The sequence below is a fragment of the Paenibacillus sp. FSL K6-2393 genome, assembly GCF_038002545.1.
Classification (GTDB): domain Bacteria; phylum Bacillota; class Bacilli; order Paenibacillales; family Paenibacillaceae; genus Paenibacillus.
Map to the genome: position 1 here is coordinate 328,336 of NZ_JBBOCU010000002.1, position 16,880 is coordinate 345,215.

Annotated in this window: 19 protein-coding genes; 13 read left to right on the top strand and 6 right to left on the bottom strand. The window is 44.5% G+C overall.

The annotated features are described in order from the left end of the window. Window positions 1–169: 169 nt before the first annotated feature. Window positions 170–703 (top strand): MOSC domain-containing protein, encoded by a 534-nt coding sequence (locus tag MHI14_RS28615; RefSeq protein WP_341131849.1) that lies wholly within the window; start codon window positions 170–172, stop codon window positions 701–703. Window positions 704–720: 17 nt separating this feature from the next. On the opposite strand, the gene MHI14_RS28620 is transcribed toward MHI14_RS28615, so the two are convergent. Beyond that, window positions 721–1,560 (bottom strand): helix-turn-helix transcriptional regulator, encoded by an 840-nt coding sequence (locus MHI14_RS28620; protein WP_341131850.1) that lies wholly within the window; start codon window positions 1,558–1,560, stop codon window positions 721–723. A 28-nt stretch (window positions 1,561–1,588) separates the two neighbouring features. Next, entirely contained in the window at window positions 1,589–2,326 is a 738-nt protein-coding gene (locus MHI14_RS28625; RefSeq protein ID WP_249913854.1) for a WecB/TagA/CpsF family glycosyltransferase, read from the bottom strand. A gap of 256 nt (window positions 2,327–2,582) precedes the next feature. Here MHI14_RS28625 and MHI14_RS28630 point away from each other — a divergent pair, with 256 nt between their 5' ends. Both MHI14_RS28630 and MHI14_RS28635 read left to right on the top strand, forming a co-directional pair. Beyond that, a complete protein-coding gene (locus MHI14_RS28630; RefSeq protein ID WP_017691129.1) occupies window positions 2,583–3,032 on the top strand; it encodes an SRPBCC family protein in 450 nt (149 codons plus the stop codon). A 176-nt stretch (window positions 3,033–3,208) separates the two neighbouring features. Then, entirely contained in the window at window positions 3,209–4,738 is a 1,530-nt protein-coding gene (locus MHI14_RS28635; protein ID WP_341131851.1) for a methyl-accepting chemotaxis protein, read from the top strand. A gap of 141 nt (window positions 4,739–4,879) precedes the next feature. Here MHI14_RS28635 and pyk read toward each other — a convergent pair whose 3' ends face one another. Further along, window positions 4,880–6,295 carry a pyruvate kinase gene (pyk, locus tag MHI14_RS28640; RefSeq protein WP_062838171.1) on the bottom strand — a complete coding sequence of 472 codons (1,416 nt, stop codon included), beginning with the start codon at window positions 6,293–6,295 and terminating at the stop codon, window positions 4,880–4,882. Between the two features lie 112 nt (window positions 6,296–6,407). Between pyk and MHI14_RS28645 the strand changes: the two genes are divergently transcribed. Beyond that, window positions 6,408–7,187, top strand: a complete 780-nt coding sequence (locus tag MHI14_RS28645; RefSeq protein WP_133387565.1) for a helix-turn-helix transcriptional regulator — start codon at window positions 6,408–6,410, stop codon at window positions 7,185–7,187. Window positions 7,188–7,321: 134 nt separating this feature from the next. Here the strand turns inward: MHI14_RS28645 and MHI14_RS28650 are convergent, their stop codons facing one another. Beyond that, the gene (locus tag MHI14_RS28650; protein ID WP_249913857.1) at window positions 7,322–7,993 is read right to left on the bottom strand and encodes a phosphatase PAP2 family protein; all 672 of its coding nucleotides are present in this window, start codon (window positions 7,991–7,993) and stop codon (window positions 7,322–7,324) included. 306 nt (window positions 7,994–8,299) lie between these two features. On the opposite strand from MHI14_RS28650, the gene MHI14_RS28655 reads away from it, so the two are divergent. From MHI14_RS28655 to MHI14_RS28670, 4 genes are all read left to right on the top strand, one after another. Then, complete coding sequence (locus tag MHI14_RS28655; protein ID WP_091039270.1) at window positions 8,300–9,088, top strand: CPBP family intramembrane glutamic endopeptidase; 789 nt, start codon at window positions 8,300–8,302, stop codon at window positions 9,086–9,088. 150 nt (window positions 9,089–9,238) lie between these two features. Next, window positions 9,239–9,475: a DUF6953 family protein gene (locus MHI14_RS28660; RefSeq protein WP_036607962.1), complete on the top strand. Its 237-nt coding sequence runs from the start codon at window positions 9,239–9,241 to the stop codon at window positions 9,473–9,475. 394 nt (window positions 9,476–9,869) lie between these two features. After that, window positions 9,870–10,070 (top strand): cold-shock protein, encoded by a 201-nt coding sequence (locus tag MHI14_RS28665; RefSeq protein ID WP_024633772.1) that lies wholly within the window; start codon window positions 9,870–9,872, stop codon window positions 10,068–10,070. Window positions 10,071–10,258: 188 nt separating this feature from the next. After that, a complete protein-coding gene (locus MHI14_RS28670; RefSeq protein WP_017691121.1) occupies window positions 10,259–10,486 on the top strand; it encodes a cold-shock protein in 228 nt (75 codons plus the stop codon). Window positions 10,487–10,730: 244 nt separating this feature from the next. Here the strand turns inward: MHI14_RS28670 and MHI14_RS28675 are convergent, their stop codons facing one another. Then, complete coding sequence (locus tag MHI14_RS28675) at window positions 10,731–11,078, bottom strand: hypothetical protein (RefSeq protein WP_249913859.1); 348 nt, start codon at window positions 11,076–11,078, stop codon at window positions 10,731–10,733. A gap of 164 nt (window positions 11,079–11,242) precedes the next feature. Between MHI14_RS28675 and MHI14_RS28680 the strand changes: the two genes are divergently transcribed. Next, window positions 11,243–11,977, top strand: coding sequence for a class I SAM-dependent methyltransferase (locus tag MHI14_RS28680; RefSeq protein WP_341131852.1), 735 nt, complete (start codon window positions 11,243–11,245; stop codon window positions 11,975–11,977). 57 nt (window positions 11,978–12,034) lie between these two features. On the opposite strand, the gene MHI14_RS28685 is transcribed toward MHI14_RS28680, so the two are convergent. After that, window positions 12,035–12,679 (bottom strand): GntR family transcriptional regulator, encoded by a 645-nt coding sequence (locus MHI14_RS28685; protein WP_036671927.1) that lies wholly within the window; start codon window positions 12,677–12,679, stop codon window positions 12,035–12,037. A 322-nt stretch (window positions 12,680–13,001) separates the two neighbouring features. Here MHI14_RS28685 and MHI14_RS28690 point away from each other — a divergent pair, with 322 nt between their 5' ends. The 4 genes from MHI14_RS28690 (at window position 13,002) to rocF (ending at window position 16,820) form a co-directional block, all read left to right on the top strand. Then, window positions 13,002–13,823, top strand: coding sequence for a transporter substrate-binding domain-containing protein (locus tag MHI14_RS28690; protein WP_341131853.1), 822 nt, complete (start codon window positions 13,002–13,004; stop codon window positions 13,821–13,823). A 23-nt stretch (window positions 13,824–13,846) separates the two neighbouring features. Further along, the gene (locus tag MHI14_RS28695) at window positions 13,847–14,503 is read left to right on the top strand and encodes an amino acid ABC transporter permease (protein ID WP_338590123.1); all 657 of its coding nucleotides are present in this window, start codon (window positions 13,847–13,849) and stop codon (window positions 14,501–14,503) included. A 141-nt stretch (window positions 14,504–14,644) separates the two neighbouring features. Beyond that, window positions 14,645–15,865 carry an ornithine--oxo-acid transaminase gene (locus MHI14_RS28700; protein ID WP_341131854.1) on the top strand — a complete coding sequence of 407 codons (1,221 nt, stop codon included), beginning with the start codon at window positions 14,645–14,647 and terminating at the stop codon, window positions 15,863–15,865. Next, window positions 15,855–16,820 carry an arginase gene (rocF, locus tag MHI14_RS28705; RefSeq protein ID WP_091039258.1) on the top strand — a complete coding sequence of 322 codons (966 nt, stop codon included), beginning with the start codon at window positions 15,855–15,857 and terminating at the stop codon, window positions 16,818–16,820. The genes MHI14_RS28700 and rocF overlap by 11 nt, the downstream gene beginning before the upstream one ends. The last annotated feature ends 60 nt before the right edge of the window (window positions 16,821–16,880 follow it).

Genomic DNA, 16,880 nt, shown 5'->3' on the forward strand with positions numbered 1-16,880 from the left:
AATTTAATTGTGTATTATTAAAATTATTTATCGTTTTCCAGTTGAGTTATGATGTTGAAATTAAAAAATAGTTACAAAGGTAAGCATACGCCGATTGTCGACAATCCATTCATTGGGTAATAATGAACAATAAAGAAGTGATATTGCTCAGGAAAGGGAGGAGATTACTATGGGAACGGTTCAATTCGTCTTGTTGGCTGATGATCCATCCACATTTGTGACCCGAGTTGTACCTTTTATCGACATTGAGCTTGCAGGAATTCCGGGTGACTGTCATTATGGTCTGCTTCGTCCGGCGGACTCGCGTCAGAAAATCTACAAGCGTGGTACACCGATTGCGAATCGCCGCCAAATCAGTATTGTTTCCGAGGAAGAATGTGCTCTTATTGCTGAGAAAATGAACATTCCTGAAGTGCGTCCAGAGTGGCTTGGTGCCAATATACTGGTCCGTGGCATTGATCGATTGACGGAACTGCCTGCTGGAACGCGGCTCCTATTTCCGAACGGGACAGGGTTAATATGCGAAGGGGAGAACCTTCCCTGTATACATCCGGGGAAAATGATTGAACAATTCTACGAACAGGACGGTTTGCGTAAAAAATTCGTGCCTGCGGCTCGCAAAAAACGTGGGATTGTGTGCTCGGTCGAACGGGAAGGTGTCATTCATACGGGGGATACCATAGAAGTCATTCGCCTGTCCTGATTTTCAGGACAGGTTTCTTAATTGATCAGCCCTCGGCGCTCACCATTCGGATGTTTAGAGTGTAAGTACTCCTCTGGTGTACTGCCAATAATGGACTTGAAATCTCGGATGAAATGGGATTGATCATGATATCCAAGATCCTGAGATAGCTTAATCAGGTCACAGTGAAGACCGTGGTCCATCCATTCTGCAGCATTTTGCAGACGATACAACTTGATTACGGTTTTGGGTCCGATGCCCACATACTGATTGAACAGGCGTTGAAGCTTTCGGGTATGCATATTCCAATAGGAAGATAGATCATCTACTCTCAGCATCTCCCGGTTCTGTTCAATCTGTTGCACAATATCGTTTACCATTCTCGCTTGATCATCTTCAGCAGGAAGGTGTGCACATAATAGCTGGTCGATGTAACTGGTTTTATCCGCATCATCCCCCGTCCCAAGAAGCCGGTCTTCCAAGGATTCCGCTGTGACGTCAAGAATATTGGATACATTCATCGGCTGTCCGTACAATGAAGAGACAGGAACCCGGAGGAAAGGATAAAACCCTCCTGGTCTGAACTTCACGCCAAATACACGACCTTTTCCGCTCACAAGATAGGAGAATTTACGTCCCGATGGTCCGAAGAAAAACGTATTATTCCGTTCCACAACCAGATTGACACAGGGGTTAGGCACGACATGTTGGGGATACGGTTCAAGTCCAGTCAGATCCCACGATACGATCCAGTAATGTTTAACAAAAGGGCGAAGTGCTTCGGAAGGAGCATGGCGTGTCAGTTGATATTTATGATCACCTTTATTCAGATCCAGCAGGCCCATACTTGGTCTGTCTCCTTGTTCTACCTGTTTCATTCGAGTCATCCCTCCTGCTCATCTCAAATTATTTAGGTTCTCTGAACAACAATGCCCGCACAGCAAAACGGGGTAAAATGAGTTGCCTGCGCCATCTCGAAGGTTGACTGAAGAGGCGATAGAGCCATTCCAGATTAAGTTTCTGCCATATCGCAGGGGCACGTTTGGTTTTGCCTGCCACGATATCTAGACTGCCTCCAACACCTATGGCTACACGAGCGTTCAACTGGTGGCGATACTTGTTAATCCAGTGTTCCGCATGGGGTGCGCCAAGAGCCACGATAAGAAAGTCTGGTTGAGCAGTACAAATCTCTTCCACAATCTGTTGTTCCTCATCTACCTGGAAATAACCATGGTGTCTGCCTTTTACAACAACTCCCGGATAACGTTGCGCAATAACTTTCACGGCCTGTTCACTTACGCTTTCCTCTGCTCCCAGCATGTAGAATGACCAGTGTTTTTGATCGCCTTCCTCTAATAAACGAAACAGCAGATCACAACCGGTTACCCGTTCAGTTAATTGTCCGCCCCGAAAACGGGATACCATCACAATGCCGGCACCGTCAGCCGTGACCAACCCGGCTTGATCGACGACTTTGCGAAGAGAGGCATTCTTTTGACAGGACATAACAATCTCGGGGTTACCTGTGATGACATGGAATAGTTCATTGCTTTCCTGACCTACGACTTCACCAAGGATTGCAACAGTTTGATTCATCGTTACATTGGGAAAAGGGATGCCCATAATATTCGTTGATTGGCTCATATCTCAATTCCTTTCAAATTTCGTCCTATCACCTTGAACAGTCCTGTTATTTCATTCCAGTTTAGTATATCTGATCTTCTAGGAAAGCACTATATGGGCGCAACCCGTTTGGATCATGGTATAACATCCCGAAAATATAAAGAGCTTATATTTTACCTGATGTCGCGTTTTTACAATACGGCCTTTGGGGTATAACGATAGGATAGGAGTGCGAGGTTGGCAGATCGCTTATCCAATACATAAAGGGAGTGAGTCCATGGAACTGAAATATGAATTCTATATCAACGCAGGACTGGAAGAGGTGTGGAATGCTCTAATATCACCAGATGGCACACGGAATAGTTTTTTCGGCAGCGAACTTCGCACCAATTTCCAACCAGGCCAGCCATTTGCTTATGTAGGGCCAGGTAATGATGGTGCAGAGACTGTCCATGTGTATGGAGATATATTGGAATTTGAACCGTTGTCCAGACTTAGTTATCAGGAGCATCCCGGACCGTCATACCATGCCAATCATGCCGAGCTGCAATCCAGAGTGGTCTTCCAGTTGGAAACTGTGGGGGAGTGTACGAAGCTGACACTGATTAATGATCAATTTACAGATAACCATCCTTCCATTGCGAATGCACAGAGTAGTTGGTGGATGATTCTAAGCAGCATCAAAACTTGGGTGGAGACGGGGAAAACACTGAATTTTGGCTGGTAGCTGGTAAGAGGCAGTCATTTAAGATTCATTTTCAAAAAAATAAAGGCATTTAATATAAGAACCAGTGCTGATTCAGCGCTGGTTCTTGTTTTTATGCAAAATTAAAACCATTGCTCTACATTTAATGTCTGATAATGTCGAAATATATAACATATGAGCTAAGAGGAGAAATGAGCATGTTTCGTAAACGTACTGAATCGACTAAACACCTTCGTACAGATGCGCATCAGAATTTACTGGAGTATAGTCGTAAACTGGTAGCAAACGCAGAAAAGGGCGACTATGACGCATGGATCGAAGATGGCATTGAGTTTCAGGATACCGATGAAATAGCTAGTAATATCAAAAAAGCAGTACATATGATGAAAGCACAAAACGAAGCCGTGGAAATGCGCCTTAGAATGCTGAATCAGGCAATGAATGTGGGATTATGGGAATCTGAAATTGTTGCTGGTGATCCACTGGATAACAATAATATCGTTTCATTTTCGAATGAATTCCGCCAAATGTTAGGATTCCATAATGCCAAGGATTATCCCGATTCATTTGCAAGCTGGGCCAAATCGATATATCCGGATGACAGACCCCAACTGGTGCAGGAGATTATGAAACATGTGAATGACACAAGAGCAACAACTGCCTATAACGTCATCAGCCGTATGATTACAAAAAGTGGAGAGATTCGCTGGTTCCGATGCCTTGGACAAGTCATCCGAAATCAGGCTGGAGTTCCGGTCAAACTTTTGGGCATCATGTTTGATATTCATGAGGAGAAGAGCAAGTCTGATGAGCTGGAAGCACTCGTCACCCGATATGATCTGGTTAACCGCGCCTTGGTGGAGGCACCGTGGGATATGACCGTTGTGGCTGGAGATGTGGTTAATCCAAATAACGAATTTTGGTGGTCACCCCAATTCCGTAGAGAATTAGGGTTTAAAGACGAGCAGGATTTCCCGAATGTGTTCAGCAGCTGGAGCAGCCGACTTCATCCGGAAGACCATGATCGGACGATCAACGAATTTGCCAGACATATGAACGATTACAGTGGTCGTACACCGTACGATCTGGATTATCGTTTGCAGCGCAAAGATGGGGAGTACCGTTGGTATCACGCGGGTGGGGAGACCATTAGGGATCAGGATGGAGTACCGCTCCGTGTAGCTGGAACCATTCGGGATGTCACCCATGAGAAGAATAAGGAACAGATCGTGGAAGCCATGAATCTGAAAACAAAACAATTGTCGGAGTCCATTGGCGAGATGGTACGTGGAATCAACTCAATTACTGATCAGGCACAGGATCTGGTTACTGCTCAGGAGTTATCTGCCGATGCAGCTATTCAAGTGAAAAGCAGTGCAGATGATACGAAGAATATCACGGTGTTTATTCGAGAGATTGCCAGTCAGACCAATCTGCTGGGGTTGAATGCAGCAATTGAAGCTGCACGAGCGGGAGAGCTGGGACTGGGATTTGGCGTCGTTGCAGGTGAAGTGCGGAAACTGGCTGATCACAGTTCGGAGGCCACAGTAAATATCGAAGATAGCATGCAGAAGATGAAAACACTGATTGATCAGATTCTTGAACATATCGGTAATATGTCCACGTTAACGCAAAATCAGGCTGCCCTGACACAGCAGGTGAATGCTTCAATGGATGAGATCAACACCATGTCACAGGATCTGGTTGATTACTCGCGGAATCTATAATCTCGAATTCGTTTGTTGTAACATCACGATCATTGGCACACAGCATCAACAAAAAATCCACCGGGATGCATTTCTGCTCTCGGTGGATTTTTGTATTTCTATATATAGCTAAGATCTATAGCTTCAGTTACAGCTATTGAATTAAACTTGTTGAACTTTGATCAGGTTTGTATTACCGGATTGACCGATTGGAACACCAGCGGACAATACAATGATGTCACCTTTTTCAATGTAACCTGTTTTGATTGCGTTACGCGTAGCAGACTCGAACATTTCATCCGTAGTGGTTACTTTGTCGCCCATAACCGGAATGACACCGGAGAGCAGGCAGATTTTCGCCAATACTTCTTCATGTTGTGTAACTGCGATGATTGGCGCTTTTGGACGATATTTGGAGATCATGCGTGCTGTGAATCCACTCTCAGTCGAAGTGATGATTGCTTTTGCATTCAGTACGAGGGAAGAACTTACAGCGCCCTGACTGATAACTTCAGTAATATCAGCGATTTGTTGAGCCGATTTTTGTGCGAATTGCTCTTTGTAATCGATCATTGTTTCAGCACGGCGAGCAACAGCAGCCATCGTACGCACGGATTGTACCGGATATTTACCAGCAGCTGATTCACCGGACAACATCACAACGTCAGCACCTTGAAGTACAGCGTTTGCCACGTCACTAACTTCGGAACGAGTAGGGCGTGGGTTCACTTGCATGGACTCCAGCATGTGTGTAGCTACGATAACCGGTTTACCAGCGCGGTTACATTTATCGATCATTTCTTTTTGCATCATCGGCACGTCTTCGATGGGTACTTCAACCCCGAGATCTCCACGAGCTACCATGATACCGTCAGATGCTTCAATAATATCGTCCAGGTTAGTCATACCTTCCTGGTTTTCAATTTTGGAGATGATCTGTACGTGGTCTACACCGCGTTCTTTCAAAATGCTGCGGATTTCACGGATGTCATCGCCTTTACGAACAAAGGATGCTGCGATAATTTCGATATCGTTTTCGATTCCAAATCCGATGTGCATAACGTCACGCTCGGTTACACCTGGCAATGTCGTTTTGATTCCTGGCAAGTTAACCCCTTTGCGTGGTTTCAGAATGCCGCCACTGATGATTTTACAATGGATATCGGATCCTTCCACAGACAGTACAGTCAGATCCACAAGGCCATCATCGATGAGGATACGATCGCCAGGTTTCACAACGAGGTTCAGTTCTGGATAGTTTACCGAGATACGCTCAGCGTCACCAAGAATTTCTTCGGTAGTCAGGATCAGCTCTTTACCGGCTTGCAGATGGCAGGATGCTTCTTTCAGTTTACCGATACGTACTTCCGGCCCTTTGATGTCCATCATGATCGGTACATAGGTGTTCAGTTCGGAAGCTGCTTTACGGATATTGTTAATCCGTGTCACGTGATCTTCCAGTTCGCCATGAGCCATGTTCAGACGGGCAACGGTCATACCTTCCTGAATCATTACTTTTAACAATTCGATTGAGTCACAAGCAGGTCCCATGGTACAAATAATTTTTGTTTTTAACATGCTAATTTCCTCCTCATATTTAAGCTTATATGTGTATTGTAGCGTTTTCTGTCGAATCAGGGTATGAACTATAGTACAATGATTAGAGTATAGTCCGATAATGAGGTGTGTTATGGTCACTCCACTTGAAGTACGACATATTAATGGTGTCGGTTGGTACGAAAAAGCTGTACAATCTCAAGAAACTTGGCGGCTTAGCTTGGTTACTTATGGAAAATGTGTATATTGGGTGAACGGTGATAAACAGATCATGGAAAAGGGTGAATTGCTCCTCATTCCAGGTGGTACCCCATATTACGGCAAGAGTATTCCTACAGTAACGCACACACAGATTGTAATTCAACTGCAACGCGACCATACGGAAACTCTGCCTGCACTGGAACGGTATGAGGCTTTGCGGCATAAACCTGGATGTTACGAGCTGATCCATCAACGCATGAGCGCTATTTATCAACAATGGCAGGAGCGTCCGTCTTATTATGTCATGATGAGCCAAGCCTTATTGATGGAAGTGTTGATTTATATGAACAGGGAGCTTGATCGTGGAGTTATCCCGCCGGAGAGGCATAATCATGTTGAACGGATGAAGCGGTATATTGAGCGGCATTATCGGGAGAAAGTAACGAAGGAAGAACTCGGGGATGAGATCAATAAAACTCCCAATTATGCTGCTGCATTATTCAAAAGCATGACAAATCAGACCATCAGTCAATATGTCCATGATCAAAGGATGAAACGAGCCATATATTTGCTCACTGAGTCACAACTCTCCATCCAGGAAATTGCCGAATTTCTCGGCTACCGGGATCTGTCTTATTTTTACCGCATATTCAAACGTATAACCGGAAGTCCACCGTCTGACCTTCTTCATGAACGGCCACCTATAGCATGAAACGCGTAGTCGAACCCAAATAAAGTTCTTCTATATAAGTAGGTTTAATTAAATGAGTACAAAAAAAGAGGGCCTATGCCCTCTTTTGCTGTATAACAGGATCATCATCCCACCTGTTACATATATAAATGTCGTTATACATGACTGCTTGGATTAGAAGCTGTGAGTGGCTGCTTGCTTTTTTTTCGTGCCTGCCCAAGACGAAGAGCAAAGACATGTACAGTCCAATACGCGGCCTCAGCAAACAAAATGCCTCCTGCGATGTCCAGCAAGGAATGCTGTTTTACAAACACCGTCGAAGCAATAATCAACCACAGCCATACCGACCAAGAAATCCGTGCCAAAGGCTTAAAGTTCAAGTGTCTGTTGATCACAATAAACAGCAAGTAGCTGGTCAGAACGTGAACACTTGGGAAACAGTTGAAGGGCGCATCATTAGTATAGATAAACTGTACTAACACGCTGCTCAGATCGGTTCCGCCGACCTCCGGGCGCGGGACATGGGTAGGGAACACCGCAAAACAGACATTGGCAGCCATGACACCAACATTATAGGTAATCAACGTACGCCAGAATAGCGACTTGTTCGTCAGACCCAAATAGAGAAATCCAAGATACAGAATGGGCATCCAGCTAATGTACGGATAAATAAATTCTTTGAGAAAAGGAATCTGCGTGTCAATCCAAGCATAATTGTAAAATACATCACTTCCGGTGTTGCTGCCTAGAAATACGTAAATGGAGCCTTGGAGCGGTATGCACAGAATAGCCAGTAAATGCCCCCAGCGCTGAAAGAATGCTTTCATAGTATCCCCCTGATTTCATTATGCATTGTGAAGCTATCGTTAATTGGTACTTCATAGATATATGACGTTGAAAAGTCGCGACACCCCTGCAGCATTGAACTCTTGTAATACTATAATGGACAGATAAAGGTATAAGCCATACCTGATTTTAGGGGAAAAGAAGTCAAGATAAGTCTCTTTTTTGTTACTTTTATAGTTTTATCCATAATAGGGATATTCAATATACGGATGATGTGATACAACTATATTGGCATATAAATTCATATGACAACGAAAAAAAGCAAATGAAACGAGGTAGGGAAATGTATGATTAATCCGCAATCCAAGCCAAAACATTCCTTTTCCGAGCGCAAACCTGTGCTCACCGTTGTAATTATTGAGCTGCTTCTCCTGTTAGCCGTATTTGCAGCAGGGGCCATTGCAACGATAAAACAACTGGACTACACTTCCCCTGTACTCATTTCCTTTACACCCATCGCAATTGTTCTGATGACCTATCTGACGTTAAGGCGCAAATGGGGAGAGACTGGATTCCGATCTTTACGAAGTATCCCAGCTGGCCACGCAAAGTATTATATTCCACTACTCCTTGTACTGGGTACACTTGCCCTGAAAGGATTTGAGGAGCTGAGCTTGTCACGGCTAGCCTTTTTCATCTTTTTTACCTTGCTCGTAGCTTTTGTTGAGGAAACGATCTATCGTGGGCTTATTTTCAAGACCTTGCTTCAAAAAAGTGCAGTGGCCGCAGTTGTGACCTCAAGCATATTGTTTTCGATTACACATCTGTTGAACGCATTGTCTGGTCAGGATATGACGGATACGATCATGCAATTGATCTATGCGCTGCTCCTGGGAGCTGTACTGGCGTTATTGATGCTGAAGAACGGAAATATCATACCGCTTATATTGTTTCATTTCATACATAATCTGATTCAATTTTTAGGGAATGATCTGGAGGATACAGGTACACTTCCTTACGATCTGTTAATACTGGCAGTACTGATTGCTTACTGTGCATGGTTAGTGTGGAGCATTCGAACAAATTCGTCTATTCCATCCAAAGGGAGTGAGCAAGCGAATACGGTTGTTCATTAAGGCTATTGCGGGTATTGCTTGAAAGTAGTTATCATACAGTTTCCCGTCAGCAGTTGGATCATGGTATACTTCAGTCTGGCGGGAAGACAGATATGTTCATGATACGAGGTCTGCCTATCCGTACATTAAGTTTAGACAGTAGGTGATATAGTGGAGAAGACAGCACAAGGTGTAGCAGAATGGATGGTACAGGAGATTAAATTCACAGGAACACTTCATCAGGAAGCTGCCATAGAATATGTGAAGACCCATTTTGGGGAAGAGTTTGTTTTTGTGAACGAGAACGGCAATACGTCATTGTCCAAAGAAGTGAAGAAAGCTTTCCGAAAGCTTCATCGTGGGCAGATCGCCTGGGATCGGGATGCATTTATGTGGGCATGGACATAGTGTGTTAAACTGGAGTAAGATGATTCATTGGTTGTGTTGGATATGCATGTCAGAATATTATATAAAAATGTATAAGATGGATTAGATCTGCATATCCTTTCATAAGACCGTACACAAGCGACCAGGCACATAAGTGTGATAAACCCTGGCCCCACGCGTGTTAATAACATGTATTTCCAAAGCTGTTTGAAAAGAAAATACAAAGATTTGCTTTTTGGCTGAATTGGAGTTATAATAAAAACAAGTTGTAGAGAGTGGAAAACCTAATTCATATATTGTAAAGGGAGATCACTTATAGGTTTATGACTGGTACCTTTTTCAATGTGTGAATTTTTATTTGCTTGCTGCAAAGAACAAAGGAACATGTTAATCTTTATTTGGAGGTGTAATTCACATGCAAAACGGAACAGTAAAATGGTTCAACGCTGATAAAGGCTTCGGTTTCATCGAAGTTGAAGGCGGAGAAGATGTATTCGTACACTTCAGCGCTATTACAGGCGAAGGCTTCAAAACGCTGGACGAAGGTCAACGCGTGCAATTTAAAATTGTACAAGGAAACCGTGGTCCTCAAGCAGAAGAAGTTGTAAAACTGTAATTAAAGCATAGCTGCCTTTAACATGTTATAATGGTAAAGGCAGCTTCTTTTTTTTGATCAGTTATATAAAAGTCGACCCATTAGTTGTCGAGGCAGAAGTTCGGTGGGACGTGAAACTTCCGCTAAGTGTAGGCTTCTGTGAAATAACGTCGGTTAGATGTTTTTCCATAACAAAGGGGGTAGAAGTCATGTATAATCGCAAAAAACCGTTGGAAGAGATTCCACAAGCTGATGCGGCAATCTGGGAATGTACGAGTGATACGTGCAAAGGATGGATGCGGGACAATTTTGCGTTTGATAACGTACCTACTTGTCCGATATGTGCTTCTGAGATGGTCAGCACGACTAGGATGCTACCATTGCTTGAGAATTCGAATAGTAATCTGAAAACGATGCCTAAAGGAAATCGGATTTAACATAGCTTACCCGCCTCTAACGAGGTGTTTTTTTTTAAGATCAAACAGACACCCTGTGCGAAGGTAAGGGTATTAAATATGAAGTTCCCGGCATTCGTTTTAGCGAATGCCTTTTTTTGTATCTTTTTTACAGAAAGTATACTGTAATTGAAGGAAATCATATGAAAAAGACAAAGACCCTTTTCGCTATAAGCCAAAAGGGTCTTTGTTATGACTACAATTATACCGCTATCAGATTTGAGTTTTAAATGAACAGGAATGGCAGTAAAAACAGAGTTGCTACCAGAGCCAGATCAATTCCTGCTCCATAACCGTAACCCCCACCGTATCCTCCATATCCATATCGACCGTAGGCTGAAGATTTAACTTTCTTTGATGCAACAGCTTTTTTCTTGCCGCTGTTTACCAGCTGCTGTTTGGACTTGACTGAACACAACCGTGGTCCCTCAAAACACCCGTTCAAATAAACTTTGCCATCACGACATTGACTAAGCGTACCATACATATGCTTACCGTCTTTCATAACGAGACAAACGGAACGTCCAACGTGCGGAGAAACCGTTTCTTCACATACCCGATTAATTCTGTACATGCAAATCCTCCTCATTAGATGCGGTTGCCGCTTGAATTCAACGGTTTGTATATCATAGTAAAAAGAAGACCAATTGGTATGGACGAGTACCCGGGAAATCGAATAGGGAGGAGCCGTTTTTGAGTTTATTCCATACACTGGGAGGAGTGAGGAGGGGATGTCGCGTGGATTATCATGACATGCTGGCTCGGTTAGGGGAGGGGAGTGCCCATCCCGGAGGTTTTTTGGCAACGCTGAAGTTGCTGGAGAGTTTATCTCTGCCTGTGGATAGTCATATCCTTGAGATAGGGTGTGGCACTGGGAGGACTGCGTGCTACCTGGCTAAAAGGGGTTATCAAGTAACGGCCATTGATCTTAATCGCCAGATGCTGGATAAGGCCGTTCGGCGAGCAAGACGAGAACGGGTGGATGTTCGATTTGTTCAGGCTGATGTAGCATCGTTGCCTTTCCCGGAAAATCATTTTGATATGGTATTCGTGGAGTCGGTTACGATCTTTACTCCATGGCGGAGTGCACTAACTGAGTATAGAAGAGTGTTGAAGCCCGCTGGACTTTTGGTGGATCGGGAGATGGTTCTATCAGGCCAGAAGACCGAATTGATGTGTCGCAGGTTAAAGCAATTTTACGGTATACGAACTCTGGTAACGGCCACAGCATGGAGAAAACGCCTCAAGCAGTGTGGTTTCACCAAGGTAGAGGTCAAGGAACATTCGCGATCCATGGGAAAATGGGGCGCTGATCATGATCCGCATCGCGAGATCGATATGAATTGGTTTGAGGATGAACGTATGCAGCGAATGAGTCAAACCAATGATCGGTTGCTCGCGAAATACGGCAAAAAGTTGGGGTATGCTGTTTTTGAAGCAAGGGCACCGTTGGAGGTCAAAAAAGAAAAATAGGAAAAGACAACTCACACATTAGTGTGGGTTGTCCTTGTTTTGTTTCGACAGAAGGTACTAAAGCATATCGTTGTCGATAATCCGCCAGTGGTGTTTGAGCAGGGCTTCCAGTTGGTTCTTATCTTTGGCTCGAAAAGCACTTAAAATTTGCCGGTGCTCTTCATTAACTTCGAGCAGTACCTCAGATAGCTTTGGTTTATTATCACTAACATACGACTGCCGGATGAAACTGTTCTTCAATGTGTTTAACATCTCAATGACTGTGGCGTTACCACATCGCTGAATGTACAGATTATGGAACTGATATTGGTTCTTGTTGTAGGCAGCAAGATCAAGCTGGCTAATATCTTCGTCCATTCGAACAACGAGAGTTTCCATCTCCAAAAGTTCAGATGGTCTGAGATGGTCTGCTGCAAGTGTAGCAGCAAGTGCCTCCAGCACACCGATCGCTTGGGAGAACTCCAGTTTTTTGCCTGCATCAAAAGGAGTGACTATAAATCCCCTGCGTGGGATGTATTGCAGCAGATTGTCTGAAGCCAGCTGGAAAAGGGCCTCCCGAGTAGGCGTGCGACTGATGTCCAGCTTTTTGCATATTTCGGCCTCGTTGATCTTCTGGTTGGGAAGTAACGTCCCGTCCTGAATCTTCTGGGCAATGTAATCGTATACGTGATCTTTCAAGGACCGGTATTTGGGTACCTCCATACCGAATCCTCCTTTCTATGTATAGTGAATAAATAGATGGGTTTAAGGCCGTACTGTACGCGCCGTTCAGGAGTTTCAAGTTTTTATCATCTTAACACCGAGGGGGGAGTTGGGCAAGCAAACTTCATGTTTCAGCCGATGTAAATGCTGTGTTATATATAGCACATTTTATGGAATTAAAGCGTATAAATGTTTAAATAATGATTGTGATAAACCAGAATGTTTGTTAGTATTACTTACATATAAGTCCATATATTGTCTTATGTATATTGTATACAAATTATTGTGCTACTCATTCAAAAAAAGAATAGGGGTATGATGTGTGAAAAAAGTACTGTTGCCAATGATGCTGTTGTTAGTGGTTGTATTCATGTCCGCATGTGGGCAGGAAAAAACGACAGAGACCGGATCAGACGCTACTTCGTCTTCGGGCAGTAGCTCTGCGGAAAAGGAAGTAATTGTACTTGGAACCAGTGCGGACTATGCACCCTATGAATTTCATAAGAAAATCGATGGTAAAGATACCATTGTAGGTTTTGACATCGAGATTGCGAAAGCAATTGCGGCTGATCTGGGAGCCGAGCTGAAGATTGAGGACATGGACTTTGATGGCCTTCTTATGGCCCTCGGTACAGATAAGGTTGATTTTGTAATATCAGGCTTAACCCCTACCGAGGAACGAAAGAAGAACGTTGATTTTACGGATATCTACTATTATGCAGAGCAGGCTGTACTTGTTAGAGAAGGGGAAGATACGGCATTAAAGTCCATAGATGATCTATCAGGCAAGCAGGTTGGCGTACAAAAGAGTTCCATCCAGGAAGGGATTGCTCAGGAGATAGAGGGAGCAAAGCTCACTTCTCTGGCCAAAATACCTGAGCTGATTCTGGAATTGCAGACGGGGCGTGTAGACGCACTCATTCTGGAGAAGCCGGTGGCTGAACAGTATGTGAAGAACCAAGAGGGGCTTGTTGTGGCAGGTGTGGAGATTGAACAGGCTGAAGACGAGGGTGGTTCGGCCATCGCGGTGAAGAAGGGTAATCAGAAGCTGCTGGATCAGATCAACACTACATTGGAAAAGCTCAAAACGAACGGAGATATTGAACGGTTCGTCGTTGAAGCGAATGAGATGCTCGGTGAATAAACCGGACGAGTGAGGGATATGCCGTGAATTTAGATTTTTCCTTTCTATTAGAACATTGGCAGGATTATGCACGAAGTGCGTGGGTCACGCTTGAGCTTTCCTTTTTCGGCGTATTGTTTGGTACGTTGCTTGGTGTAATCATGGCGCTAATGCGAATATCCCGGATATGGCCAATTAAATTTGTGGCATCGGCGTATATTGAACTCATTCGAGGAACACCGATGCTCGTACAGATTCTTATTATTCATTATGGTCTGACGGTTGTAGGTGTGAACTTGCCGGCATTTATGTCGGGGGTGGTAGCTCTGACGATGAACAGCTCCGCTTATATGGCGGAGGTGTTTAGGGCCGGGATTCAAGCGATTGATAAAGGACAGACCGAGGCTTCGCGCTCCCTTGGTATGACGCATGGTATGACACTTCGCTACATTATACTGCCGCAGGCCTTTCGTAACATGCTTCCAGCTATCGGCAATGAATTCATTATTATCATTAAAGATTCTTCACTTGTCTCCATGATCGGCATAGCCGAGATTATATACACGGCCAGAACGATTCAGGGTGTTACGTTCCAGCCGCTTGCTCCGCTGCTTGTTGCTGCCGGCCTCTATTTTATAATCACATTTACACTGGCTAATTTACTCTCTTGGTTGGAACGTAGACTGTCTACTTCTCGCTAACTATTGATAAAGGATTGGATTCGAAAAAGGCTTGGAGTAGGCTGGAGTGGAAAAAGAGAGATGTAGTCGTAAATGGGGATGGTATCGCATACATTGTTATTGTATTTTGTATACAATATTTTGGAAAGGTGTTGGGTGTGTATGTCAGATTCCAAAATGTTAATGGATTGGTCGGAGCGTTATGCTGCACCTAATTATCATCCACTTCCTATTGTTATTGAACAGGCGGAAGGGATATGGGTGGAAGACCCTGAAGGCCGCCGTTATATGGATATGTTAAGTGCATACTCTGCATTGAATCATGGTCATAGACATCCTGTGATCATACAGGCGCTCAAGGATCAGGCAGATCAGGTCACGCTGACCTCAAGGGCATTCCACAGCAGCTCCGCTTCTCTTTTTTATCAGAAACTCTCACAATTCACGGGCAAATCCAAGATTCTTGCCATGAATACAGGAGCTGAAGCGGTGGAGACTGCCGTGAAGGCGGTACGCAGGTGGGCTTATCGTCGCAAAGGTGTACCGGAAAATCAAGCCGAAATTATCGTATGCTCTGGTAACTTTCATGGAAGAACTCTGACGGTTACTTCCTTTTCTTCTTCAGCGGAGTATAAAAAAGATTTTGGACCGTTCACACCTGGATTCCGGATTATTCCCTATGGAGACATTGAAGCGCTGAAGCAGGCCATTACGCCAAATACGGCTGGTTTTCTTGTAGAGCCTATTCAGGGCGAAGCTGGAATCGTTATCCCGCCTGATGGATATTTGGCTAAAGCCTTTGCTCTGTGTAAGAGCCAGCAGGTGTTGACTGTAGCTGATGAGATCCAGACCGGATTTGGAAGAACGGGTCGCCGTTTTGCCTCCGACTGGGAAGGGGTTGAACCAGATATCTGGATTATGGGCAAAGCGCTGGGGGGAGGAGTCATGCCCATCTCGGCTATCGCTGCTGATGCGGAGATACTTGATTTGTTTGAGCCGGGGTCTCATGGTTCTACGTTTGGGGGTAACCCACTCGCCTGCGCCGTGGCTATGGCAGCTCTGAAAGTTCTTGAAGATGAGAAGCTTGCCGAGCGATCGGAGCGTCTGGGGAACTATTTTATGAAAAGACTTCGAGATATTCGCAGTTCAGCCATACGGGATATTCGGGGTAGAGGGTTATTTATTGGTGTTGAGCTGCATGAATCAGCACGTCCCTATTGTGAGCGATTGATGTCTGCTGGTTTGCTATGTAAAGAAACCCATGAGACGACCATCCGATTTGCTCCACCACTGACGATTAAAGAGTCCGAGATTGACTGGGCACTGGAGAGAATTGAGCAGGTGTTGATCAACAATGAGGGAGCTGACCTAGATGAAAAATGATGATGATGTACATGGTGGAATAAAAGATACTTCTATTGATACAAATCAAACATCTGTGCAACGTAATATTGCTATCATTAAGGTTCCTTTTGGACTCGGTGGAGCAAGAGGTGGAGCGGAGTTGGGGCCTGATGAATTGATTACAGCTGGACTGAAGCGGGAGATTGCGAGTCTTGGGCTAGTGCTTTCCAAAGAAGTGCGGGTAGATTGTCCTTCTGAACCTGCTGCCCCTATTGAGCGAAATCGTGTAAAACACTTAAATGAGGTACGTCAGGTCAGTGAGAAGGTGTGTAGTGAAGTATCAGGTGCAGTAGAGGAGGGGGCTTTTCCACTTGTGCTTGGGGGAGATCATAGTGTAGCGATTGGTACTTTTGCCGGGCTAACAGCGCACTATTCGAATTTGGGTGTGATCTGGTTTGATGCACATGCAGACTTGAATACGGAAGAACGGAGCTTGTCCGGTAATATGCATGGTATGAGTGTGGCTGCATCCTTGGGGCATACTGCATTCAATCTGTCGCACATTGCTGGAGCAGGCGCGTTTATTAATCCATCCAACTTGGTCTATATTGGTCTGCGTGATCTGGATGACTATGAGAAAGAGCAGATTAAGGGACTGGGAATCCGAGCATTTACGATGCATGATATTGACCGGATGGGAATACAGCAAGTTATTGAGGAAGCAATAGCTACAGCGGGTAAAGGGACAGATGGTATTCATGTCAGCTTTGACATGGATTGTCTGGATCCGCGGGAAGCTCCGGGTGTGGGCACCCCAGTACCGGGTGGTTTGAATTATCGAGAGGCACATTATGCATTGGAGATACTTGCTTCCACAAATCAAGTTACGTCGATGGAACTGGTTGAGGTGAATCCGTTGTTTGACCACAATAGACATACGGCAAGGCTTGGTGTGGAACTGATCGCTTCGTTACTTGGTAAGCGCATATTGTAAGCACTGAGAAGTGATGCGGAGTGTGCAAGCTTTGCCTAAGGATTATAATTTCTTATCTAT